This window comes from Enterobacter cloacae complex sp. ECL411 (assembly GCF_021869665.1).
GTDB lineage: Bacteria > Pseudomonadota > Gammaproteobacteria > Enterobacterales > Enterobacteriaceae > Enterobacter > Enterobacter intestinihominis.
Genome location: NZ_CP091486.1, coordinates 1,821,819 through 1,843,442 on the forward strand (window position 1 = coordinate 1,821,819; position 21,624 = coordinate 1,843,442).

Genomic DNA, 21,624 nt, shown 5'->3' on the forward strand with positions numbered 1-21,624 from the left:
TCATGCGCGACAAAACAGTTAGCGCCATTCTGGCCCATGCCGCCGCATCCTTCCCCGAGGAGTGCTGTGGCGTGGTTATTCAGAAGGGGCGGGTGGAGAAATACATCCCCTGCAAAAATAATGCTGAGTCGCCGACTGAGCAATTTGAACTTAATCCTGAGGATTATGCGGCCGCCGAAGAGCAGGGCACTGTGGTGGCGATCGTCCACAGCCATCCCGGCGACGGGGCAACAACTCAGCCGAGCGAGCTCGACATGCTGATGTGTGATGCCACGGAACTGCCCTGGATTATTGCATCGTGGCCGGAGGGCGACATTCGCACCGTCATGCCTCGCGGAGACCGTCCCCTCACAGGACGCCAGTTTGTACTCGGGTATGCAGACTGCTGGTCTCTCATCATGGACTATTTCCGCACCGAGCACGGCATTGAACTGCCCAACTACAGCGTAGATCGCCACTGGTGGGAGCAGGGTGAAAACCTCTATATGGATAACTGGCAGGAATGCGGTTTCCGTGAGTACGACGGTCCCGCTCAGCCAGGTGACATGGTTATCATGCAGGTTCAGTCCACCGTCCCGAACCATGCCGGGATTTTGCTTGATGGCAACATGCTACTGCATCACATGTATGGCCAGCTAAGCCAGCGTATTCCCTACGGTGGCTATTACCGTGACCGTACCATCAAAATTCTGCGTTATAAGGATTTGATGTAATGGAAAGAAAAACCGTTATCAAACTCAGCGGCTCAATGGCTCAGCGATTTGGCAGGACACATCGCCGTGCACTAACGTCCGCCAGCGAAGTTTTCAGGGCGCTTTCTAACACCATTGACGGCTTTGATGCTTATCTGCGTGAAGCTCGGGCAAAGGGACTGGATTTTGTTATTTTCCGGGATCGTCGCAATATCGGGCACGAAGAGTTTGAACTCCTGGGGCCGGGTGATGAGTTAAGAATAATCCCTGTGATAAGGGGTAGTAAAAGAGCTGGAGTTTTCCAGGCGTTGCTCGGAACGGCTCTGGTCGCTGCTGCCATATGGATGCCGGGAGTTAGTATCGCAGCAAGTAACCTCATGTTTTCCGTTGGTGCCGCAATGGCCGTTGGCGGTGTAGTGCAAATGCTCTCTCCTCAGGTTTCAGGTCTGCGAATGCGGCAGGATCCTGATAACAAACCCTCTTATGCGTTTGGTGGCCCCGTTAATACAACAGCATCCGGAAATCCCGTCCCCCTGCTTTATGGGCAGCGCGAAATAGGTGGCGCGATTATTTCCGCCGGGATTTATACCGAAGATCAGCAATAAACCAAACCACGCACTGTAAGCCACCTGACGGTGGCTTTTTTTATGGACGCGATATGACGACGACAATCATCAAAGGCCGCGGTAAAGGTGGCAGCAATCAGACCCGAACGCCTGTTGAAGCACCGGACAGCATTCAGTCCATTGCCAGGGCAAAGGTGCTGATTGCTCTTGGAGAGGGTGAGTTCGCTGGCGGGCTTGATGCTAAAAACATCTTTCTTGGTGACTCATCTTCGTATACGCCCCTTCAGAACGCCGACGGAAGTTATAACTTCAATAATGTAAAATACGAGTTCCGTTCCGGCACTCAGGACCAGGACTATATTCAGGGCTTCCCCGGCATTGAAAACGAACTTCAGGTTTCATATGAGCTGAAACAGGCTGTTCCTTACGTGCGAGCGGTATCCAACACGCAGCTCTCTGCGCTGCGAATTCGCCTGGGATGGCCAACTCTTTTGCTCCAGAAAAACAACGGCGACAAAGTCGGCACCCGCGTCGAGTATGCTATCGATCTTTCGGTCGATGGCGGGCCGTATGAAACGGTGGTTAACGGTGCTGTCGATGACAAAACTACGTCGCTTTATGAGCGTAGTCACCGCGTTAATCTTCCAAAAGCCTCGACTGGCTGGCAGTTACGGGTTCGCAGAATCACGCCGGATTCCACGAGCGTAAATATTGTGGACACCATGCGCGTTGTAGCTGTAACTGAAATTATTGACGCCAAGCTTCGCTACGTTAACACAGCGCTGCTGTATGTAGAGTTTGACGCAAAGCAGTTCCCCAATGGCATTCCTCAGGTTGTGTGCAATCCGAAAGGGCGAATCATCCGTGTACCTGATACTTATGAACCCGAAACCCGCACTTACTCTGGTACATGGGAGGGCGTATTTAAATGGGCATGGACGGATAACCCTGCCTGGATTTATTACGACATCATTCTGAACGAGCGCTTCGGGCTGGGTCAAAGAATCGATGCGACTCAGATAGACAAATGGGAGCTTTATCGCATCGCCCAGTATTGCGATCAACTGGTACCAGACGGCAAGGGCGGCAGCGGGACGGAGCCTCGTTTTCGTTGCAACGTTTATATCCAGGACCGTAATGACGCCTGGACCGTACTTCGTGATCTGGCGGGTATATTTCGCGGCATGACGTACTGGGGTGACAATAAGATGTATGTCCTGGCTGATATGCCCCGCGATGTGTGGCACATCTATAACCACGCCAGCGTTGTTGAGGGTAAATTTACCTTTGCGGACCCGAGTGAAACCACCCGAAACACTGCCGCGCTGGTGAACTGGTCTGACCCAGCTAACCACTACAAAGACACGCCTGAGCCTGTTTACGATAACGATCTGGCCATGCGCTTCGATTATCGTCAGCTCGAAATGACTGCGATCGGCTGCACCAGGCAGTCAGAGGCAAACCGGCGGGGGCGCTGGGCGCTGCTCACTAACGGTATCGGCGAGGTGGTGACCTTCAGTACTGGCATGGACGTTCCCCCTGTCGGGGAGGTGATCGGCGTGGCTGCTAACGAGCTGGCCGGAAGAACTATCGGCGGCAGGGTGAGTGCGGTTAACGGCCGCAACATAACCCTCGATCGCGCCGCTGATGTGAAGGCCGGGAACCGGCTGTTTTTGAATCTTCCATCAGGCACAGCTCAGGCCAGAACCGTCCAGGCCGTTAACGGAAACACAGTCACTGTCACCACATCCTACAGCGAAACGCCGGAGGCTGAATGTAACTGGGGTGTGGACTCTGACGATCTGTTTATAGCGCTTTTCCGTGTTACGGGAACGCGGGACAACAACGACGGCACTTTCGAAGTCACCGGGACGACTTACAACCCTGACATCTATTCCGCCGTTGATACCGGCGCAAGACTGGACGAGCGTCCAGTCAGTGTCATTCCACCTGGGGTTCAGGCCCCACCAGGAAATATTGTCGTAGACAGTTACTCTACGGTTAACCAGAACATTGCGATTACCACCATGCGCGTTGCCTGGGATGCTGTTCAGGGTGCAGTTGCGTACGAGGCGGAATGGCGGCGTGACAGCGGAAACTGGGTAAGCGTGCCCCGAACGTCTTCTCTCGGTTTTGAAGTGCAGGGCATCTACTCGGGTCGCTATCTGGTCCGCGTCAGGGCGGTGAACGCCAGCGACGTTTCATCGGTGTGGGCGACATCATCAGAAGTAAATCTTACGGGTAAAGTGGGCAACCCACCGAAGCCAGTTGGCTTTATCGCTTCTGAAAACGTGGTATTTGGTATCGAGCTGAACTGGGGATTCCCGGCGAATACCGACGACACGCTGAAGACGGAAATTCAGTACAGTCTGACCGGTACCGAAGACGATGTGATGCTGCTGGCAGACGTACCCTTTCCGCAGCGCAAGTATCAGCAGATGGGCCTAAAGGCAGGGCAAATTTTCTGGTACCGCGCGCAGCTGGTGGACCGCAGCGGAAACGAATCAGGGTATACAGACTTTGTGCGCGGGCAGGCCAGCATCGATGTATCCGATATCACCGATGCAATCCTGGAGGACATGAAAGGCTCCGATACGTTCAAAGACCTGATCGAGAACGCGGTGGACAGCAATGAAAAAATTGCTGGCATGGCTGACGACATCAAACAGGCCAACGATGAACTGGCGCAACAGGCGCAGGAAATCGCCCAAAATGCCCAGGATATCGGGAAGGTTCAGACCAGCGTTACAAACCTGTCGAGCAAGGTCGGAGATGTGTCTTCTTCTCTGAGCGAGCTTGAGCAGACAGTGGCGACGGCCGATACCGCACTGGGTCAGCGTATCGATAACATCAGCGTGTCTATGGACGGCATGGCGGGAGGTGTGAAGAACTCCGCCATCGCGATTATTCAGGGCAGGCTGGCGCAGGTGGCGGCGCGCAAAACGCTGTCTGCATCCGTCGCCGGTAACAGCGCGCAGCTGGACCGCATTGATGAGGTCATCGTCAATGAGAAGGAGGCAACGGGGCGTTCGCTGCTGAGTTTGCAGACTGACGTGAACGGCAACAAGGCATCCATCAACAGCCTGAACCAGACGTTCTCCGATTACCAGCAGGCTATGGCCACGCAGGTAAACAGCATCACGGCGACCATTAACGGGCATACGTCAGCCATTACCACTAACGCTCAGGCCATCGCGAACGTTAACGGGGACCTGAAGGCGATGTACAGCATCAAGGTCGGGTTATCCAGCAACGGTCAGTATTACGCCGCAGGGATGGGGATAGGCGTGGAGAATACGCCGTCCGGCATGCAGTCGCAGGTTATCTTCCTCGCTGACCGCTTCGCCGTCACTCACCAGGCCGGAGCCACGGTGTCCCTTCCGTTCGTTATCCAGAACGGGCAGGTGTTCATCAACGATGCTTACTTCAGGGATGCCAGCATCCAGTTCGCAAAAATTACCGATTCACTGAAATCCAATAATTTTGTGACCGGGAAGACAGGCTGGAATATGCCGAAAAGTGGTAACGCTGAACTGAACAATGTCACCGTTCGCGGGGCTTTGTATGCAACGACTGGTAATTTCGGGTTTAGCGGGCCGAACAAGGCGACGGTGATAGACAGTAATGGTGTAACTATCAACCTGACCGGAGGCGGACGTATCGTACTTGGAGAATGGGAATAATATGCCAAGAGGACTACTGATTGACCTGAATGATGGTGGAAAGCGCATGGAGATAACGGCGGGTCTTCGGTGCCCGTCTTTTGGGGCCTACTTTGACAGTGGCTACCAGAAAGCCAAGTACGCTGATATTGCCGGTTATGTTTCCGGGGCGCAGGTGCTGTTTATCCCTCACGCAACGGCTTATCTTGATTCAGGGCTGCTTCATAAAATGAACTCGGTCACCATATCCGGTGGCCGCGTGACGCAGAACTCCACGATGAAGGATGTAAGCATCAGTGAGCGTGAAAGTACGTACACGTTCCCCGGTAGCCTCTGGCAGATATTTCCGTCAGGCCAGCGTAGTGGTGTGGGTCTTCTCATCAGCAACAGCACTGACTTCACCTCAATAACCAATGCTACACAGTCAGGACAGTGTATCTGGAAGGGTACCGTCAATGTTCCCACTGGCGGCTGGGCAGTTCCCACGATAGCGGGGTACGACAAGTCCAAATATATCGTCTTTGGGCGCTGCAATAGCGGTAACACAGTCGATTTCGATGGCAACACGGTCAGGTTCTTCAGCCCTCCATCCACCAACGATGATGCTCCGACGACCGGCACGATAGATATTGTCATCTTTGCCAGTGGCGTGGCGCCTCAGCCGGGCACCGGCCTCAACATCTTCAATGCAGCCGGGGCCTGCACGTTTTCGACGACAAAGCGGCCTTTCGTCTACCTCAACCAACTCTGGACGCCTTCGAAAAATGCCGTGAGCATCGGCAGCGGCTATGTTCCGCTGGGCAGGTTCGGGCTGATGGCTCACGAAGTAAATGGCATGTACGTGTATCGAATGTTCGGAATAAAAATACAGAACGGCAGTGCTTCAGTTCAGGGTGGGAAATATCTTGGGCGCGAGCGGTATGCAATTTTTGGTAATGACACGGTAACGCCACTGAACCTTCCCGTTCTTCCCGATATGTACGTCTGAATAAACTGTCTTTTTAATCAACCTCGCTCCGGCGGGGTTTTTTATTGCCTGGAGAAAATATGCTTTATAACACTGGCACCATCGCCATTAACGGAAATACAGCCACCGGCACCGGCACGAACTGGACGGCACCGGCCAGCCAGATTCGGGTTGGCCAGACGTTATTTGTTCTTTCTAACCCGGTACAGATGTTTCAGATCACGGCCATCAACAGTGCGACGTCACTGACGGTTACGCCTGCCGCGTCTCCGGCGTTGAGCGGCCAGAAGTACGGCATTCTTGTTACTGATAGTCTCTCGGTCGACGGCCTGGCGCAGAGCATGTCTCAGCTCATCAACGAGTATGACGAGAACATCGGCGCCTGGGAGACGTTCGCCACCACCTCAGCAAACCAGAACATCACCGTTACCATCAACGGCACTCGTGTAACCATTCCGGCGATCGGTAAGCTGGCGCAGAAGGGGAGTAATGGCGCTGTACCGATTGGGCAGGGTGGGACTGGGGCAACGAATGACGCTGACGCTCGCTCAAACCTCGGTTTGGGAAGTAGCGCCACGAAGGACGTTGGAACAGCCGCAGGAAACGTCATGCAGGTAGGCGCATTCAACCTTGGCGCTATCCAGGGGGACGGTCCAACCCTCGATAATATGGACGGGTTAACGCCTACCGGATTTACCTCACATCAAAATGATGGTCTGACTCAGTTGGGCCTGACATCGAATACGGGACTAACTTCCATCATTCTCAATCGGGGCAACAGGCCAACCAGAATACATCAGGCATACTCTCTACGTCGTACCTGGTTTTCATATTACAGCGGGATCGCATGGGCCTATCACGAAGCTTACACGACTGGTAATACGACAAAATCAAGCGATGGTACTTTGAAGGCGGCGTCCCCTGTCGCCCGTATTGTAAAATCCCGTGAGGACTGCCAGCGTGAGGACATTGATTCTGACGGTTTCAGCTGGTGTGGAGGTGGCACTGCCAATGAAGAAGCTGAAGGGATCAAGATTTCAAGACTGGATGTTGGTGTTTATGTCCTGACTGGTTCAGCGGGACTGGCCTCTGAGGGCTGGCAGTTATTGCCACCAATGGACCCTGGCGGCATGGGGGAACTGGGTGTAGTTGAAGCTGAGCAGACAGAAGGCGGTGGGCTGACGATTCGGCTTTTTAAGCGGAAATACATACTCAACGAAGAAGGCGAAATTGTTAAAACGAAAGGGGCTCCTATAGATGTTCCTGCCAACAGCTGGATCGACGTTCGCCTCGATATGCCAGAGGATAGCATCTGGAAAACAAGAGCTTCCGAAGCTTCTCTTGAACTGACAGAGCAGCCTGAGGACATTCAGCCTTAAAAATTAATAGGCGAACCCAAATTGATCTGCATCTCATTTGAAACTACTGTATATAAACACAGTAATAAAGGGAGTGCAGATTATGCCCCGAATTTCAGATATTCAGGCCGCCTTTATTGCGGCCATAGAGCTTAACCCAAAGGGCTACCGCTACCTGAGAACAGACAGCTTTATAGAAAAGTTGCGTGGTTTTAACTGGCACTTCACCCGAGCCGACGCCAATGCATGGATAGAGCGCAATCAGCCAGGCTTCGCTGACAAGACGACAGACGGTAGCGATAACCGGTACTGGATCCTGAGAAACATGGGGAGGGTCCTCTGATGGGATTTGCATCACCTGCGACCGATTACGTCGAACGCCAACTTTCTCCATCCGTTCTGTGCAACATAGGGGCAGAAAGCAGGGTGCTTGAAACAGATGTTGGGTTTGCAGTCATTGAGCCAGCCACGAAAAAAAGGCCAGGAGATGTATTGTTAATTTTGTGCGACGGCCACACGCAGTTTGCAAAACTGATGGGTAAGTCATTGATCACGGATGATGGCGAGGCAATAGAGGGAACCGCTCTGGAAGAGGTGGAAGTGTTGGGCAGAGTGACGTTCTTCATCAATCGTGCATTAGATGATGATTGCCCTGCAATATAGATAAAGTTCCCCATGCTTCACTGACGAATAACCAGCCATAAGCGGCTGGTTTTTTGTGTGGTTTGGTCGGAACGAGAGAATTTTAACCTCCATCCCATGATGGCATCCTAAAGCTAAAGGAAGTTTTGCATAATCACTTCTTCAAAATCGCATTCCCCAAAATAAAATTTAAGTGAATGAAAAACATGGAGAAAAATGAGGATGAAAATGCAATAAAATCAGCCAGAAAAACAAAGTTAACTGGCTGATTAATAACATTTAATTGGAGGTTGTCGAACTCTGCTTCTGGAACAGTTCCCGGAAGACCGGATAGATATCATCCTGGTCTCGAATGTGCTGCATCGCAAAGTTATCGAACATCGCTTGCAGATGCTCATACTCTCGCCACAGCGTCTGGTGGGCGCGACGGGTAATTTCAATGTAACTGTAGTAGCGCACCACCGGCAGGATCTTCTTCGCCAGAATTTCATGACACAGGGGCGAGTCATCCGCCCAGTTATCGCCATCCGATGCCTGTGCGGCGTAGATGTTCCACTGCGCCGGGTCGTAACGCTCCTTTACCACCTCATCCATCAGCTTCAGGGCACTCGACACGATGGTGCCACCGGTCTCCTGCGAGTAGAAAAACTCATGCTCATCCACCTCTTTCGCCTGAGTGTGATGGCGGATGTAGACCACCTCCACGTTCTTATACGTTCTGCTCAGGAACAGATAGAGCAGAATATAAAAACGCTTAGCCATATCCTTGGTGGCCTGATCCATTGAACCTGACACGTCCATCAGGCAGAACATCACCGCCTGGCTGGAAGGCTCCGGACGTTTTTCGTAGTTCTTGTAGCGCAGGTCGAACGTGTCGATAAACGGTACCCGGTCGATCTTCGCCCGCAGTTCGGCGATCTCTTTTCGCAGGCGCTCCTCTTCCAGTAGTTGCGCCGGTTCGGTGTTTTCCACCACTTTCAGGCTGGTTTCCAGCTCGCGCAGTTCGCGCCGTTTGCCTGCCGTCATCGCCGTGCGTCGCGCCAGCGAGTTTTGCAGTGAACGCACTACGCTGATGTTGGCGGGCACCCCGTTTGCGGTATAGCCCGCACGATGGGTTTTGTATTCGTTGAGCTGACGGTGCTGATTCTTTCTCAGATTCGGCAGGGCCAGATCCTCAAACAGCAGGTCGAGATATTCGTCTTTTGAAATCTGAAAGACGAACTCATCCTGGCCTTCACCGTCCTGGCTGGCTTGTCCCTGACCGCTGCCAGAACCGCCGCCTCCGCCTTGTGGCCGCTCGATTCTGTCATTCTGGACGAAGTGGTCATTACCTGGGTGCACGCGATGGCGAAGACCGCCACGCCCCTGATGAAACATCGGTTCGCTGATGTCATCGTTGGGAATGGAGACGGATTCGCCGCTGTCGACGTCGGTCACCGAGCGTTTGTTGATGGCCTCGGAGATCGACTGTTTAATTTGCGCTTTATAACGGCGCAAGAAGCGCTGGCGATTCACCGTGCTCTTGTTTTTGCCGTTAAGACGCCGGTCAATAAACCAGGTCATATATCCCCCGTACTGCATTTGCCAACTTGCAGCGTCCGTAAGTGCCGGACATTTTGTTGGCCCGGTAAGCGCGTTACCGGGCACTTGTTTTAAGACGATTTACGCACGCGCAGATACCATTCACAAAGCAGGCGGACCTGTTTGCGCGTATAGCCTTTTTCCATCATACGGTCGACAAAATCGTCGTGCTTTTTCTGCTCGTCGGTTGAGGTTTTGGCGTTGAACGAGATAACCGGCAACAGCTCTTCCGTGTTAGAGAACATTTTCTTCTCTATAACCGTGCGCAGTTTTTCGTAGCTGGTCCAGTTTGGATTGCGGCCGTTGTTATGCGCTCTGGCGCGCAGCACGAAGTTCACAATCTCGTTTCGGAAGTCTTTCGGGTTGCTGATCCCGGCCGGTTTCTCAATTTTTTCCAGCTCTGCGTTCAGGGATTCACGGTCAAACAGCTGGCCGGTATCCGGGTCGCGGTACTCCTGATCCTGGATCCAGAAGTCAGCGTAGGTGACGTACCGATCGAAAATGTTCTGGCCGTATTCGGAATAGGATTCCAGGTAGGCGGTCTGGATCTCTTTGCCGATAAACTCGGCGTATTTCGGGATCAGGTAGCCTTTCAGGAACTCCAGGTAGCGTTCAGCCTGCTCCTGTGGGAACTGTTCACGTTCAATTTGCTGTTCCAGCACGTAGAAAAGATGTACCGGGTTGGCGGCCACCTCCGCGTGGTCGAAGTTAAAGACGCGGGAGAGGATCTTAAACGCGAAACGCGTCGACAAACCGTTCATCCCTTCGTCGACCCCGGCGTAATCGCGGTATTCCTGGTACGATTTCGCTTTCGGGTCGGTATCCTTCAGGCTTTCGCCGTCATACACGCGCATTTTTGAGTAGATGCTGGAGTTTTCCGGCTCTTTCAGGCGCGACAGGATCGAGAAGCGCGAGAGCGTTTCCAGCGTTCCCGGTGCGCAAGGGGCATGGACCAGCTCACTGTGGTTGAGCAGTTTTTCGTAAATCTTGATCTCCTCGGAGATCCGCAGGCAATAAGGCACTTTGACGATGTACACGCGGTCAAGGAACGCCTCATTGTTTTTGTTGTTACGGAAGGTCACCCATTCAGATTCGTTCGAGTGGGCGAGGATAATCCCGTTAAACGGCAGGGCGGAAATACCTTCCGTCCCGTTGTAGTTCCCCTCCTGGGTGGCGGTCAGCAGCGGATGCAGCACTTTGATCGGTGCTTTAAACATCTCGACGAATTCCATAATCCCCTGGTTGGCGCGGCATAGCGCACCGGAATAGCCGTAGGCATCCGGGTCGTTTTGCGCGTGATGTTCCAGCTTACGGATATCGACTTTACCCACCAGCGCCGAGATGTCCTGGTTGTTCTCGTCACCGGGTTCAGTTTTAGCAATGGCGATCTGCTCGAGGATAGACGGCCGCACTTTCACGACGCGGAATTTGGTGATGTCCCCACCAAACTCGTGCAGGCGTTTTGCCGCCCACGGCGACATGATCGTACCGAGATAGCGATGCGGAATGCCAAACTCTTTTTCCAGAATTTGCGCATCCTCTTGCGGATTAAACAGGCACAGCGGATGGTCATTGACCGGGCTGCGCTCGCCGTTGGCGCTCAGCACATAGATCGGCACGCGCTGCATCAGCGCTTTCAGCCGTTCAGCCAGGGAGGATTTACCCCCGCCGACGGGACCCAGCAGGTAAAGGATCTGTTTCTTCTCTTCCAGCCCCTGAGCGGCATGCTTCAGGTAGGAGACGATCTGCTCAATGGCATCTTCCATACCATAGAACTCTTCAAACGCCGGGTATCGGGCGACTACCCGATTCGAAAAAAGACGGGAAAGCCGTGGCTCCAGGGCAGTATCAACCATGTTTGGCTCACCGATAGCCATCAATAGCCGTTCTGCCGCATTGGCATAGGCACTGCGATCTTGCCGACAAATGGTAAGAAACTCCTGCAGTGTGAACTCTTCGTCCTTGGCAGCTTCGTAGCGCTGGCGATAGTGATCGAATATATTCATGGCATGCCGTCCTTTCGTTTTTTAGCACAGGATAAGAGCCGTTCGTATGAGTAGTGGAGGCTCCCGGAAGAGAATCTTTCGCACCTCACTGCCAGAGCAGCAACCTGTGTGCCAGGTCGAAGGCTATGAACCGCAGGGTGTTCAGCAAAACCTCTTCTTAAATTAAAGCGTAGATGGCAATTGCAAAACTTGCATACGGATAAAATCTACTTTCAATGACATATCAATAACTCATCCAAAAATTTCCACTGCGGTTATAAGCGAAAAGGGGGTTTTTCATTTATCGGTCACATAAATGAAAGCGGGATGTCATCTGAAAAATGAAAAATAACGGGTTAATCAAATGGATTCGCGCGCAAAAAATTTTGGGATGTACGGGAATGGCGGTTACACTTCACCCGCTGATTATTTGACTACAGGAAAGAATGGATTGTGACCAAACTCAAACTTCTGGCATTGGGCATCCTTGCCGCTACCGCAGCGAGCACCGTACAGGCTGAGAGCCAGTGGACTGTTGGCGCGGGTGCTGGCGTGATCAACAGCCCGTACAAGCAGTATGACCGCGACGTTTATCCTGTCCCCGTTGTCACCTATGAAGGCGATAACTTCTGGTTCCGTGGATTGGGCGGCGGCTACTATCTGTGGAACGATACGGCCGATAAGCTCTCCATCATGGCCTATTACGACCCAACGTACTTTAAACCAGGCGACAGCGACAGCAATGCGCTTCGTCAGCTGGACAAGCGCAGAAGCTCACTGATGGCCGGGCTTTCTTACGTCCATAATACCGAGTATGGCTTCCTGCGCACGGCGCTGGCGGGCGATACCCTGGACAACAGCAATGGCTTCATCTGGGATCTGGCGTGGCTTTATCGCTATACCAACGGCGCGGTGACCCTGACGCCGGGTATCGGTGTGCAGTACAGCAGCGAGAATTACAATGACTACTACTATGGCGTGTCTAAGGCTGAGTCTCGCCGCAGTGGTCTGAAGAGCTACAGCGCTGATGATGGCTGGGATCCGTACCTGGAACTCACCGCCTCGTATAACTTCCTCGGTGACTGGAACGTGTACGGTACTGGCCGTTATACCCGTCTGAGCGACGAAGTGAAGGACAGTCCGATGGTCGACAAGTCCTGGTCCGGCATCTTCTCCGTGGGTGTGACCTACAAGTTCTGACCAGAACGTGATGTATTAAAACGGGGCGCTTGCGCCCCGTTTGTTTTTTATGGTGCCTGATAAATATTAGCGCTTCACAATCTTGATCGTTTGGCCTAAGCGGGACGGTTTTTCTTCGCTGGTTTTCTGCGGGGCGGTCACGCACGCGGTTTCCACACACACGAAGGTCTTGTAACCGTCATCAGGGATATCTGCCATGCTGACGGAAAGGGCAGGGCCCGGGTTCCAGCCCACCACGTTGCTATGGTGGTGGTGAACCACGTCAATGCCGCGGTTCAACGCGCTGTCGTGGATGACGCTACAGGCTTCCGGGTGCAGATACACGCGGTCGGTACGGTCCGGGAAGCTCTGAACGCCGTCGTCCAGCCTGCCTTCTTTCGCGTTGTCCACTTTGTCGATAAAGGTATCGCCAAGTCCGCTCACCTTAACGGCCTGAATGTCGCCTACGTTGAAATAGGTGTGCAGGGCGGACGTTGTTTCGAATTCGCCGTGCGCTTCCAGTTCAATCTCGCAGGTTTTACCCAGCTTGAAGCGGGCATAGAGGGTGAATTCATGTGGCCACAGGGCGCGCGTTTCATCATTTGCCTGAAGTTCAAAGGTCAACACCGCGCCGTTATCATCTTCGTTGTGGGCTTTCAGCGTCCACTGCTGGTTACGGGCGAAACCGTGAGACGGCAATCCCTGCTGCGCTGACGGACCAAACCATGGCCAGCAGATCGGTACGCCGCCACGGATCGCCGCCCCTTTTTTGAACGAGGTGGCCTCGCTCAGCCACAGGCCTTCTTCTTCGCCTTCTGGTTTCCAGGAGAGCAGGTGGGCGCCATTGAGCGCTACGGAGGCTTTAACGCGCGGATGATCGACGACGATGATATCGGCGCCGTCAATCTGACGGCGGGAGAGCACAGGGGTAAGTTGTTCGACTACCGGAAGTGCAAAAATTTTATTAATCATTAAGCAATCCTCTGTCTAAAAACAATAAAAAAGGCGACCGAAGTCGCCTTTTAGGATCAAGCACTCATCTCAACTTATTTGGAGATGTGAGCGATCAGGTCCAGTACTTTGTTAGAGTAGCCAGTTTCGTTGTCGTACCAGGAAACCAGTTTCACGAAGTTGTCGTTCAGTGCGATACCTGCTTTAGCATCGAACACGGAAGTGCACACTTCGCCGTTGAAATCGGTAGATACAACGTCGTCTTCGGTGTAACCCAGAACGCCTTTCATCGGGCCTTCGGAAGCAGCTTTAATTGCTTTCTTAATTTCTTCGTAAGAAGCAGCTTTTTCCAGACGAACGGTCAGGTCAACAACGGATACGTTAGGAGTTGGAACGCGGAACGCCATACCAGTCAGTTTGCCATTCAGTTCTGGCAGTACTTTACCTACTGCTTTAGCAGCACCGGTAGATGATGGGATGATGTTCTGAGCCGCGCCACGGCCGCCGCGCCAGTCTTTGTGAGACGGGCCATCAACGGTTTTCTGAGTAGCGGTGGTAGCGTGAACGGTAGTCATCAGACCTTCGATGATGCCGAAGTTGTCGTTGATAACTTTAGCCAGCGGTGCCAGGCAGTTGGTGGTGCAGGATGCGTTGGAAACGATGTCCTGGCCAGCGTAAGTTTCGAAGTTTGCACCGCGAACGAACATTGGGGTGTTGTCTTTGGAAGGACCAGTCAGAACAACTTTCTTCGCACCCGCAGTGATGTGTTTACGTGCAGTTTCGTCGGTCAGGAAGATACCGGTAGCTTCAGCTACAACGTCAACACCGATTTCGTTCCATTTCAGGTTAGCTGGGTCTTTCTCAGCAGTAACGCGGATGGTTTTGCCGTTTACAACCAGGTGGCCGTCTTTCACTTCAACGGTGCCGTCGAAACGACCGTGAGTTGAGTCGTACTTCAGCATGTACGCCATGTATTCAGCGTCCAGGAGATCGTTGATACCAACGATTTCGATGTCAGAACGTTTCTGAGCAGCACGGAAAACAATACGGCCGATACGGCCAAAACCGTTGATACCTACTTTGATAGTCATATATTCCACCAGCTATTTGTTAGTGAATAAAAGGTTGCCTGTAAAATTACAAAAACCTTACGCAGCGTCAAGCGGAATCGTGTCAATCATTGCGACAAATCAATCCTGTGACTAACGTTTGTGCGACTGACTCGCCTCACTTTCCCTTTGAGCTAGCAACCACATGGGGGCTGCGCCCGGAATTTTAAAGGCCTTGCAGGATTAAAATGTGAAATTGATCACAATTGCCTGACCGCCTTTTCGCGACACATAAGTTTAGATCAAAAGTGCACGCGCGGGTGTTAATGTTTTGTTAGAATCTGGGTTAAAAGATGTCTGTTTCAACAGCGAGATGTAAGCATATGTCGAACCAACATAACCCCGACGATTTGAAAAAAAACCTTACAGAGATGCAGTTTTACGTAACGCAAAATCACGGCACGGAACCGCCGTTTACCGGGCGTTTGCTGCACAATAAACGGGAAGGCGTCTACCATTGCCTGGTGTGTGATGCACCGCTGTTTAACTCCCAGACTAAGTACGATTCTGGCTGCGGCTGGCCAAGCTTTTACGAGCCTGTCAGCGATGATGCGATCCGCTATCTGACGGACTCCTCGCACGGCATGGTGCGCACCGAAATTCGTTGTGGGAATTGCGACGCCCATCTCGGGCATGTCTTCCCGGATGGCCCGCAGCCGACGGGGGAGCGTTTCTGCGTAAATTCGGCTTCGATGAGCTTTACCGATGACGAAAACGGCGACCAGACCAAGGGTTGAAAAAACGATTCAGCAAATTATTCCTTTGAAAGGGAGAGAACGTGAATATCGATGACATGATTGCAGGCATGACCCCGGAGGTGTATCAGCGCCTGGTGACGGCCGTTGAGCTGGGAAAATGGCCGGACGGTGTGGCGCTCACACCTGAGCAAAAAGAGAACAGCTTGCAGCTGGTGATGCTGTGGCAGGCGCGTCACAATACCAACGCCCAGCACATGACCATCGACACTAACGGTCAGATGGTGATGAAAAGTAAGCGCGAACTGAAAGAAGACTTCGGTATCACGCCGAAGCCGATTGCAACCTTCAAATAAATCTCCCATGTAGGCCGGGTAAGGCGAAGCCGCCACCCGGCACACTACACCTTAGTGCGGGATCCCAAGCGACTCCGCCAGCTGCTTCGCTAACTGGTTGTTGTCATCCGCGCCATACTCCCAGAACATCGCCCCGGCGAGACCTTTCTCCTTGATGTAATCTGCTTTAATCGCCACGGAACGCGGGTTCTCATAGGAGATCGCAAACAGCGCCTTCCCGTCGGCGGATTTTACCGACAGCCACGGCACCTTCGCCTGTTCGTCCCAGTGCTCGGTAAAGCGTTTCTGCGGATCGTTTAGCAGTTTGCGGACGATATCGTTGTATTTCACGTAGGTATCTTTGGTCAGGTCATAGCCAAGCGATTTGAACAGGCCCAGTTCCTGCGGCCCGAAGTAGGGCTGGGTGACCGGATTGTTTTGCGCATCCGGTTTACTCCAGTCGATACCCGGTTCAACGGCGCGCTTCGGTACACGACCGTAAAAACCGATTCCGAGGTTCATTTGCTGCGGCTTTAGGCCGGCGGCCAGATAGTTATTCACCACAAAATCAACGCTGTATTTGTCTGCGGCAGCCACCGTTGGCCAGGCGCTGGAGTCATACAGATTCGCGTTAAAATACTGCGTCCCGTACGCCATGTCGTAGGTCATCAGGTTGATGTAATCAAGCAGGGGGGCAATGGCCTTCACATCCACCCAGCTTTTCGGACTTTCTGCATTTGCGCCCACCGCAATCGTGACCAGTTTTTTCTTACCAAACGCGTCACGCATCTCTTTTAACAGCGCGGTGAAATTATCCCTGTCGGCTGGGGTGCTCTCGACCAGTCCCCACGCGCCGTTGACCGGGAACTCCCAGTCGAGATCGATCCCGTCCAGGCCGTATTGACTGACGATCTGCTGCGCGGAGCGAATAAACACCGCGCGGCTCTCTTTGGTAGCCGCTGCGCCAGAAAAACCACGTGCGCCCCAGCCGCCAACGGAAAGCAGCACTTTTAAATTCGGGTTTTGTTTACGAAGCTGAGGAAGTAACGCCAGGTCGGATGCCACCTTGGGTGATAACCAGATTTGATGCAGTTTTGCCGGATCTTTCAGTGCAGGGTTGGTCTCGTCTTTCTCGTTGTTATAGACCAGACCAAACGAGTAGTTGAGGTGTGTGATCTGGCGGACATCGAGTTTATTGATATCGCCACCCGGTCCGGCGGTAACATCGCCACCGCCATTGAAGTAGCCCACGGACATCAGGGGCGCGGCGGAAGCCAGTGACGCACAAAGCAAGGGTAATGCTGCCAGCAAGGGCAAACGTTTCATATAAGTTCCTCTTTGACTGAATAAAAATAACCACGCCACAGAAAAGGCGTGGCGAAAAAACAGCCTGAAGAGAATACCATCGCCGCCTCGCTTGTGATGCGAGGGAGTTCACTTTATGGGAGATCGGGGAGGGGTTTTGCCGGGTGGCGCTGATGCTTACCCGGCCTACAAAACCAGAGAAAGTAGGCCGGGTAAGGCGAAGCCGCCTCCCGGCTAAAAAAGCTTACGCCTGCGTCTCCATCCAGTCAGCCAGCGTATACAGCGTTGCGCCTTCTGCGGCCATATCCATAAACGCCTGGGCGCTGTCATGCGGCTGAATATTCACCCCGCGACAGCCGTCGGTAATGACATTCACGGTATAGCCCAGCTGGAGCGCATCCAGCACGGTGAACTTCACGCAATAATCCGTCGCCAGGCCCAGCACAATCAGCTCGGTGATCTCATGATGGCGTAACCATGCGTCCAGCGCCGTCTTCTGGCGGTGACCGTTATCGAAGAATGCGCTGTAGCTGTCGATGGTTGGGTTTTCACCTTTGTGGAACACCGCGTCGATGGCTTTCTGGTTCAGCAGCGGATGCAGCTCAGCGCCTTCCGTCTGCTGCACGCAGTGATCGGGCCAGAAGGTTTGCGCCAGTCCGTCCAGTTCGCCCTGGCTGTAAGGCTCAACGTTGTGCTGGCTGGCAAAGCTGCCGTGGTTTGCCGGATGCCAGTCCTGACTCGCCACCACCGCTTCATCACGAGCCTTACACCACTCAATCAGCGAATTCGCGACGTCGACGGTGCTGTCGCCTTCCGCGACGGCCAGCGCACCGCCCGCACAGAAATCATTTTGCAAATCGACCAGTAACAGGGCGCGTTGCTTCATGGGAACTCCTTATTCGTCCGGCGTCAGTTCACCGCGCAGGTTTTGCATCATGGCGCGGCGAATGGAATCAATATCCAGATCCTGACTCAATAAATAGTGAAGTTTAGTCAGCGTTGCCTCAACGGTCATATCGAAACCACTGATCACGCCAGCGTGCGCCAGGGCGTTGCCGGTGGCGTAGCCGCCCATATTGACCTTACCGGACATACACTGAGTGAGGTTCACCACCACAATCCCGCGATCGCTCGCCTCCTGAAGCTCTTTCAGGAACTCACCGTTCTGCGGGGCGTTACCCACACCATAGGAGCGCAGGATCAGCGCCTTCACCGGCTGGCGCAGGAAGTTGCGCACCACGTCGGCGGAAATACCCGGATAAATCGTCACCACGCCAATCGGCTGCGGGGTGATCGGGTGAACGATCAGCTCGCCTGCAGTATTTGGCGCGGGCGGCGTGCCCAGACGACGGATATGGATCCCCGCTTCCAGCAGCGGTTGCAGGTTAGGTGAGGCAAACGCGTCAAAGCCGTCAGCGTGCGCTTTAGTGGTACGGTTCCCGCGGTACAGTCGGTTGTTGAAGAACAGCGTTACCTCGTTGATCGGGTAATTAGCGGCCACGTACAGGGAGTTAAGCAGGTTGATCTGCCCGTCTGAACGCAGTTCCGCCAGCGGGATCTGCGAACCGGTCACGATGACGGGCTTGCCCAGGTTCTCCAGCATGAAGGAGAGCGCCGAGGCGGTGAACGCCATGGTGTCGGTGCCGTGCAGGATCACGAAGCCGTCGTACTGGTCGTAATGGGCTTTAATATCGTCCGCAATATGCTGCCAGTCTTCCGGCGTCATGTCGGAGGAGTCCATCAGCGGCTCATATTCGTGGATGGTAAAGTCCGGCATTTCCGGACGGTGGAATTCAGGCATCAGCGCCAGCTGGCGCTGCAAATGGCCAGAAACCGGAATATAGCCATTTTCTGAGCGCTGCATACCGATGGTACCGCCGGTATAGGCGACATATATTGATTTCTTCTGCATGGTAATGAGTTCTTGTTCTTCAAAAGAAAAAATCCCCTCTTAACGGGAAGAGGGGACGGTTTTTAACGCACGTTCGCACAGGTCAGGCAAAACGCGTAACGGCTTTGCGGATCGTTGAAAGTCGCGAGCTTATCGCTCTCCGCTTTCATGGCTTTAGCCGCCGTCGCCACCGGCGCCGGCAGATACGCCTGAAGCGCTTCCGGCAGCATGGCGCGGACGGAGCCGGACATGCTGTCCATGACCATATCGAAGAACGTCGGTTCGTCCTGATAATAGTCAACGTGCCACTGCTTGAGCTTCGCCAGTTCCGCCGCTTTCTTCACGGCATCGTCGAAGTCACCCAGGCTGTCTACCAGACCGTTGCTCTTCGCATCCTGGCCGGTCCAGACGTGGCCCTGCGCGATCTGGTCAATCTGGTCTGGCGTCTTTTTACGGGAATCCGCCACCAGCGTGATGAAGCGCTTATAGCCACTCTCAATGCTGAGCTGCATCATCTCGGACACCTCAGACGGCAGAGATTTAGTCACGGACACATCCGCCAGCGGCGAGGTGGAAACGCCGTCGGTATGAACGCCGAGATAATCCAGGCTGTTCTCTACGGTGTTGATCACGCCGAAGATGCCAATCGAGCCGGTCAGCGTGCTTGGGTTAGCCACAATGTAGTTGGCTGGCGTCGAGATCCAGTACCCCCCTGAAGCCGCCATGCCCCCCATCGAGACCACGACCGGCTTGCCCGCGGCACGCGCGGCGGCCAGCTCAGCACGGATCACCTCGGAGGCGCTTACGCTGCCGCCAGGGCTGTTCACCCGCAGGACAATCGCCTTCACTTTCGGATCCAGACGCGCATCGCGGATCTGCGACGCGGTGGTGTCCCCGCCGACGTTCCCCGGCGTTTCTTCACCGTCCATAATGGCCCCGTTAGCAAACACCACGGCGATGCTGTCACCGCTGTCATCCGGCTTTTTCGCGGCGTAGTCATACATGCTGATGGCGCTGTAGTTCTTGTCCTCTTTACTCCAGCCGAACTGTTTGGTCAGCGCTTTTTCGATTTCAGCGCTGGAACCCAGCCGATCGACCAGTTTGTTATCAAGCGCGTATTTCGCTGTATCGCCGTCCACTTTGCGCAGGCCCTCCAGCACACCGCGCGCGCCCGGGAAGACCTGCTCAGCGGTCATTTGACGGTTAGCGGCAATGGTGCCGAGATAGTTCTGCCACAGCTCGCCAATCCAGCGGCTGTCCGCTTCACGGGCGGCAGGGGACATATCATCACGGATAAACGGCTCCACGGCAGATTTATAGGTCCCGACGCGGAAGACGTGGGTAGTGACCTTCAGCTTGTCGAGCAGCGATTTGTAGTACAGACCATTTGTGGCGAAGCCATGCAGATCGACCGTGCCCTGCGGAGAGAGCCAGATTTTGTTAGCAAAGCTCGCCAGATAATATTGCCCCTGGGTGTAGCTGTCGCCGACGGCAATGACCGGTTTACCGCTGTCGCGGAATTCCCGCAGCGCTTTCCCGATGTACTGCATCGAAGGCTGATCGGCTCCGGCAAAATCTTTCAGATCCAGCACGATACCGGTAATGTTGCGATCGTCTTTGGCCTGACGGATCGTGTCGACGATATCAAACAGGGAGTTTTCCTGCAGGCGGTCTGAAGTCGCGCCGAACAGCTGGCGGCCAATCACGCCCAGACGATTGCTGGTCGATGGCTTATCAACAATCACACCGGTGATATCGAGGAGCAGTGCGCCGCGCGTCGAATTCTGCGCCTGGCTGGCGCTGCTGAGATGCATCCAGATACCTGCGCATACCAGGACCAGGAAGATGAAAAAGATATTCATCACCAGGTTACGGACGAAGTTGAGCAGTCGCCACGTCCATTTAAAGAAACCGGCAAAGATTCGCCAAAGGGTTCGCATGTATTCTCCCTAACCAGAAAAGGACTGTTTCCGTCGCCACAGGACGGTAATGTGCGGTTATCGTAATGACCCAACCGCCACTTGTCAGCAGGAATCGCCTGCCACGCTGTAACAAATTCTGCTGTCGTGTTAATTTTGTGAGTAAATTTCACGAAAGGAGTTAACCAATGGACGCACTTGAACTGCTTGTTAACCGTCGTAGCGCTTCCCGCCTGGCCGACCCGGCCCCCGTCGGCGAGCAGCTGGAAAACATTCTGCGTGCCGGAATGCGTGCGCCGGACCATGGCACATTGCAGCCGTGGCACTTCTTTATTATTGAAGGCGAAGGGCGCGACCGCTTCAGCCAGCTGCTGGAGCAGGGGGCGGTTGCCGCAGGCCAGGATGAGAAGGGGATTGATAAAGTCCGCAACGCGCCGTTCCGTGCGCCGATGATCATCGCGGTAGTCGCAAAATGCCAGGCCGACCATAAAGTGCCGGTCTGGGAGCAGGAGATGTCTGCCGGTTGCGCGGTAATGGCAATGCAGATGGCCGCCGTCGCGCAGGGCTTTAACGGCATCTGGCGTACCGGGCCGCTGACCGAGAGCGCCGCCGTGCGGGAAGGCTTCTCCTGCGGTGAACACGATAAAATTGTCGGCTTCCTCTATCTCGGCACCCCGCAGCTTAAAGCCTCCAGCACCATTAGCGTGCCGGACACCACGCCTTTCGTCAGCCGTTTTTAATTACACGCGCTAAACTGTCTGGATTCTGAGCATCCGCCGCAGAATTC

The 21,624-nt window shown here is 53.9% G+C and carries 19 protein-coding genes; 11 read left to right on the top strand and 8 right to left on the bottom strand.

The annotated features are described in order from the left end of the window. Positions 1 to 2: 2 nt before the first annotated feature. The 7 genes from L3069_RS08760 (at position 3) to L3069_RS08790 (ending at position 7,908) form a co-directional block, all read left to right on the top strand. Entirely contained in the window at positions 3 to 713 is a 711-nt protein-coding gene (locus L3069_RS08760) for a C40 family peptidase (protein ID WP_236901871.1), read from the top strand. After that, positions 713 to 1,297 carry a tail assembly protein gene (locus tag L3069_RS08765; protein ID WP_236901870.1) on the top strand — a complete coding sequence of 195 codons (585 nt, stop codon included), beginning with the start codon at positions 713 to 715 and terminating at the stop codon, positions 1,295 to 1,297. Before L3069_RS08760 ends, L3069_RS08765 begins: the two co-directional genes overlap by 1 nt. A gap of 53 nt (positions 1,298 to 1,350) precedes the next feature. Next, entirely contained in the window at positions 1,351 to 4,941 is a 3,591-nt protein-coding gene (locus L3069_RS08770) for a host specificity protein J (RefSeq protein WP_236901912.1), read from the top strand. Position 4,942: 1 nt separating this feature from the next. Continuing rightward, on the top strand, positions 4,943 to 5,908 hold the full coding sequence (locus L3069_RS08775; protein ID WP_058648089.1) for a DUF6453 family protein: 966 nt from the start codon (positions 4,943 to 4,945) through the stop codon (positions 5,906 to 5,908). 59 nt (positions 5,909 to 5,967) lie between these two features. Beyond that, entirely contained in the window at positions 5,968 to 7,266 is a 1,299-nt protein-coding gene (locus tag L3069_RS08780) for a phage tail protein (RefSeq protein ID WP_214586984.1), read from the top strand. A gap of 82 nt (positions 7,267 to 7,348) precedes the next feature. Next, on the top strand, positions 7,349 to 7,588 hold the full coding sequence (locus tag L3069_RS08785) for a hypothetical protein (protein WP_022650864.1): 240 nt from the start codon (positions 7,349 to 7,351) through the stop codon (positions 7,586 to 7,588). After that, entirely contained in the window at positions 7,588 to 7,908 is a 321-nt protein-coding gene (locus L3069_RS08790; protein WP_022650865.1) for a hypothetical protein, read from the top strand. The genes L3069_RS08785 and L3069_RS08790 overlap by 1 nt, the downstream gene beginning before the upstream one ends. Before the next feature lie 258 nt (positions 7,909 to 8,166). Here L3069_RS08790 and L3069_RS08795 read toward each other — a convergent pair whose 3' ends face one another. Both L3069_RS08795 and yeaG read right to left on the bottom strand, forming a co-directional pair. Beyond that, positions 8,167 to 9,450 (bottom strand): YeaH/YhbH family protein, encoded by a 1,284-nt coding sequence (locus L3069_RS08795; RefSeq protein WP_023299884.1) that lies wholly within the window; start codon positions 9,448 to 9,450, stop codon positions 8,167 to 8,169. 89 nt (positions 9,451 to 9,539) lie between these two features. Continuing rightward, positions 9,540 to 11,474 carry a protein kinase YeaG gene (yeaG, locus tag L3069_RS08800; protein ID WP_126509685.1) on the bottom strand — a complete coding sequence of 645 codons (1,935 nt, stop codon included), beginning with the start codon at positions 11,472 to 11,474 and terminating at the stop codon, positions 9,540 to 9,542. Positions 11,475 to 11,906: 432 nt separating this feature from the next. On the opposite strand from yeaG, the gene L3069_RS08805 reads away from it, so the two are divergent. Then, positions 11,907 to 12,653, top strand: a complete 747-nt coding sequence (locus L3069_RS08805; protein ID WP_032676322.1) for a MipA/OmpV family protein — start codon at positions 11,907 to 11,909, stop codon at positions 12,651 to 12,653. A gap of 66 nt (positions 12,654 to 12,719) precedes the next feature. Here the strand turns inward: L3069_RS08805 and L3069_RS08810 are convergent, their stop codons facing one another. Together L3069_RS08810 and gapA are read right to left on the bottom strand one after the other, a co-directional pair. Further along, the gene (locus tag L3069_RS08810) at positions 12,720 to 13,604 is read right to left on the bottom strand and encodes a D-hexose-6-phosphate mutarotase (protein WP_022647789.1); all 885 of its coding nucleotides are present in this window, start codon (positions 13,602 to 13,604) and stop codon (positions 12,720 to 12,722) included. A 74-nt stretch (positions 13,605 to 13,678) separates the two neighbouring features. After that, on the bottom strand, positions 13,679 to 14,674 hold the full coding sequence (gene gapA, locus L3069_RS08815; RefSeq protein ID WP_006809136.1) for a glyceraldehyde-3-phosphate dehydrogenase: 996 nt from the start codon (positions 14,672 to 14,674) through the stop codon (positions 13,679 to 13,681). 341 nt (positions 14,675 to 15,015) lie between these two features. Between gapA and msrB the strand changes: the two genes are divergently transcribed. Together msrB and L3069_RS08825 are read left to right on the top strand one after the other, a co-directional pair. Then, positions 15,016 to 15,429, top strand: coding sequence for a peptide-methionine (R)-S-oxide reductase MsrB (gene msrB, locus L3069_RS08820; protein WP_022647790.1), 414 nt, complete (start codon positions 15,016 to 15,018; stop codon positions 15,427 to 15,429). Between the two features lie 41 nt (positions 15,430 to 15,470). Next, positions 15,471 to 15,743 (top strand): YeaC family protein, encoded by a 273-nt coding sequence (locus tag L3069_RS08825; RefSeq protein WP_022647791.1) that lies wholly within the window; start codon positions 15,471 to 15,473, stop codon positions 15,741 to 15,743. A 51-nt stretch (positions 15,744 to 15,794) separates the two neighbouring features. Here the strand turns inward: L3069_RS08825 and L3069_RS08830 are convergent, their stop codons facing one another. The 4 genes from L3069_RS08830 to sppA all read right to left on the bottom strand — a co-directional run bounded on the left by L3069_RS08830 (position 15,795) and on the right by sppA (position 20,858). After that, positions 15,795 to 17,048, bottom strand: a complete 1,254-nt coding sequence (locus L3069_RS08830) for a glycoside hydrolase family 18 protein (RefSeq protein WP_022647792.1) — start codon at positions 17,046 to 17,048, stop codon at positions 15,795 to 15,797. Between the two features lie 223 nt (positions 17,049 to 17,271). After that, positions 17,272 to 17,913: a bifunctional nicotinamidase/pyrazinamidase gene (gene pncA, locus L3069_RS08835; protein ID WP_023305944.1), complete on the bottom strand. Its 642-nt coding sequence runs from the start codon at positions 17,911 to 17,913 to the stop codon at positions 17,272 to 17,274. A 9-nt stretch (positions 17,914 to 17,922) separates the two neighbouring features. Then, entirely contained in the window at positions 17,923 to 18,939 is a 1,017-nt protein-coding gene (gene ansA / locus L3069_RS08840) for an asparaginase (protein ID WP_023305945.1), read from the bottom strand. A gap of 62 nt (positions 18,940 to 19,001) precedes the next feature. Beyond that, positions 19,002 to 20,858, bottom strand: a complete 1,857-nt coding sequence (gene sppA / locus L3069_RS08845) for a signal peptide peptidase SppA (protein WP_063135999.1) — start codon at positions 20,856 to 20,858, stop codon at positions 19,002 to 19,004. A 167-nt stretch (positions 20,859 to 21,025) separates the two neighbouring features. On the opposite strand from sppA, the gene L3069_RS08850 reads away from it, so the two are divergent. Beyond that, positions 21,026 to 21,577, top strand: coding sequence for an NAD(P)H nitroreductase (locus tag L3069_RS08850; protein ID WP_038415873.1), 552 nt, complete (start codon positions 21,026 to 21,028; stop codon positions 21,575 to 21,577). The last annotated feature ends 47 nt before the right edge of the window (positions 21,578 to 21,624 follow it).